Below are 2,402 nucleotides of genomic sequence, written 5' to 3'. Positions count from 1 at the left end.
GGCCGCGTCACGGCGGGAGGAGGATCTCCGTCGCGGGATCCTGCTGGCCGCGGTGTGTCCGGGGATGATCAACACCCCGACGTCGGGACTGTGGTGGGACGTGAGCGGCGCGCCCAGCGCGGACGAGGCTGCGGTCGCGCTGCTCGACCTGGCGCTCGGTCCCGTCGATCCGGCGCACCACGGCGAGCTCGTGCGCCACGGCCGCGTCCTGTCCTGGCGGCCGTGAGGATGTCGCGCGCCGGCCCCGTCTCCTGACCGACTCTCTCGCCATGATCATCAGCACGTGAGGCAGGTTCGGCGCGCCTCCGTCATGCGCGGTGTGCCCCTCGTGGTCGGGGGCGGCGCCGGTCGAGCCAACGCCCGTGATCACGGGCACACGGGGCATGCGGTAGGGGCCGACGGCGTGCCTCGTGTGCTGTTGATCAGCGGAGTGGGGCTGGACGGGGCAGGGCGCGGCCGGGGCGCGACGCCCGACCCCTCAGCCCGCGACGGCGGGCGTCCGCAGGTCGGCCGCCGGGAACGGCGGGAGCACGTCGGCCCGCATCGACGCGCGTCCCGCGAGCCGCCACGCCCGCGCGACGAGGTCCTCGTCCTCGTCGGTGACCAGGTTGCCCATGACGCGCAGGGCCACCGTCATGAGCGCCCGGGACCGCATGCCGACCGGACCGGCCAGCGGCAGCAGCCTCGGCGTCGTCAGCAGGCCGGCCAGCCGACGGGCGATGGAGAAGGCCGACCCGTACTGGCGGCGCAGCGTGGCAGGCCAGGCGAGCGTGAGGTCGTCCTCGCCCAGCAGGTCCACGACGGTGCGCCCGGTCTCCAGCCCGTAGTCGATGCCCTCGCCGTTGAGCGGGTTCACGCAGCCCGCGGCATCGCCGACGAGCGCCCAGTTCCGCCCCGCGACGTTCGAGACCGCGCCGCCCATGGGCAGCAGCGCCGATGCGACGTCGCTGACCTCGCCGTCGAGCTGCCAGTCCTCGCGGCGCTGTTCGGCGTAGTGGGCGATGAGCGAACGGAGGCGGATGTTCGCCGGCCGGGCCTCGGTCGCGAGGGTGCCGACGCCGATGTTCACGTGGCCGTCGTGCAGCGGGAAGACCCAGCCGTAGCCGGAGAGGACCTCGTTCTCCGTGCCCCGAAGTTCGAGGTGGGAGGAGATCCACTCGTCGTCGTGGCGCCCCGAGCGCACGTAGCCGCGGGCGGCGACGCCGTAGGCCGTGTCGCGGTGCCAGACGCGGCCGAGCACCCGCCCGAGCGTGGAGCGCGCCCCGTCGGCCACGACGAGGTGGCGGCAGGCGATCGTCGTGGGCCCGTCCGGGCCGTCGAAGACGACGCCGGTGACCCGGTCGCCGTCGCGCTCGACGTCGACCGCCCGCGCACCCTCGACCGGCACCGCGCCGCGTTCCAGCGCCGCGGTGCGGATCCGGGCGTCGAGCTCGGTCCGCGCGACCGCGCCCCCGTGCGCCGGCAGCGACCCGCCCGGCCAGGGCAGCTCGAGCAGCTGGCCGAAGCCGGCCGCGCGCAGCCCCCGGTTCTCGCCCCGTCCCTTGACCCACTCGCCGAGCCCGAGGTGCTGCAGCTCGGCGATGGCCCGCGGGGTCAGGCCGTCGCCGCAGGCCTTGTCGCGGGGGAAGACGGCGGCGTCGGCGAGGACGACGTCGTGGCCGGCCTCGGCGGCGCGCGCCGCGGCGGCCGAGCCCGCGGGGCCGGCACCCACGACGAGGACGTCGGTGCGCGTCGGGGTGTTCACGCCCTCCAGCATGCCCTGGGAGGCGCGGGTCAGCCGGGCAGCAGGCTGAGCCGCACCTTCCGGGACGCGTTGTCGCCGTTGGTGTCGACGAGGCAGACCGACTGCCAGGTGCCCAGCGCCATCCGCCCGCCGAGCACCGGGACCGACAGCGACGGGCTGATCAGCGCGGGCAGCACGTGGTCGCGGCCGTGGCCGGGGGAACCGTGACGGTGGCCCCAGCGGTCGTCGGCGGGGAGGAGCTCGCGGAGCTGTCGGAGCAGGTCGGTGTCGCTGCCCGCCCCGGTCTCGATGACGGCCAGGCCCGCGGTGGCGTGCGGGACGAAGACGTGCAGCAGCCCGTCCCGCGCGTCGGCGTCGCCGAGGAAGCGCTCGCACTCCCGGGTGATGTCACGGACGGTCTCGTCACCGCCGGTCCGGATCTCGATCTCCTCGCTGCGCATCGCCCGCGAGCCTACGACGGAGCGGGGTGCGCCAGAATCGCCCGGCCCGGCCCGCGACGACGTGGCTTTACTGCCACTGGGTGCAAGCGGAGAGATGAGCACGCCGATAGGGCTTCGCTTGCACCCAGGAGCCGCCCCCCGACTGAGAGGACCCACCCCATGACCGGTCACGCCGGAGTCGCCGTGGTCACCGGAGCCGGGCGCGGGATCGGCGCCGG

Annotated in this window: 2 protein-coding genes and 1 pseudogene; 1 reads left to right on the top strand and 2 read right to left on the bottom strand. The window is 75.4% G+C overall.

Annotated elements, in window-relative coordinates; genetic code table 11:
* Positions 1 to 226 (top strand): annotated as a pseudogene (locus AC0CYZ_RS20840) (carbonyl reductase); the annotation flags it as partial.
* Positions 227 to 478: 252 nt separating this feature from the next.
* On the opposite strand, the gene AC0CYZ_RS20835 reads toward AC0CYZ_RS20840, so the two are convergent.
* Together AC0CYZ_RS20835 and AC0CYZ_RS20830 are read right to left on the bottom strand one after the other, a co-directional pair.
* A complete protein-coding gene (locus AC0CYZ_RS20835; protein WP_472218814.1) occupies positions 479 to 1,744 on the bottom strand; it encodes a geranylgeranyl reductase family protein in 1,266 nt (421 codons plus the stop codon).
* 29 nt (positions 1,745 to 1,773) lie between these two features.
* A complete protein-coding gene (locus AC0CYZ_RS20830; RefSeq protein ID WP_472218812.1) occupies positions 1,774 to 2,184 on the bottom strand; it encodes a secondary thiamine-phosphate synthase enzyme YjbQ in 411 nt (136 codons plus the stop codon).
* Between the last annotated feature and the right edge of the window lie 218 nt (positions 2,185 to 2,402).

Source organism: Actinomycetospora sp. (assembly GCF_055612215.1).
Note: the sequence above shows the minus strand (reverse complement) of the source record. Positions and strands in the feature narration are given on the sequence as shown.

What these genes read in the sequence shown, in the direction of transcription:
- AC0CYZ_RS20830 (WP_472218812.1), bottom strand. Translation starts at nt 2,184, where the DNA reads ATGCGCAGCGAGGAGATCGAGATCCGGACCGGCGGTGACGAGACCGTC.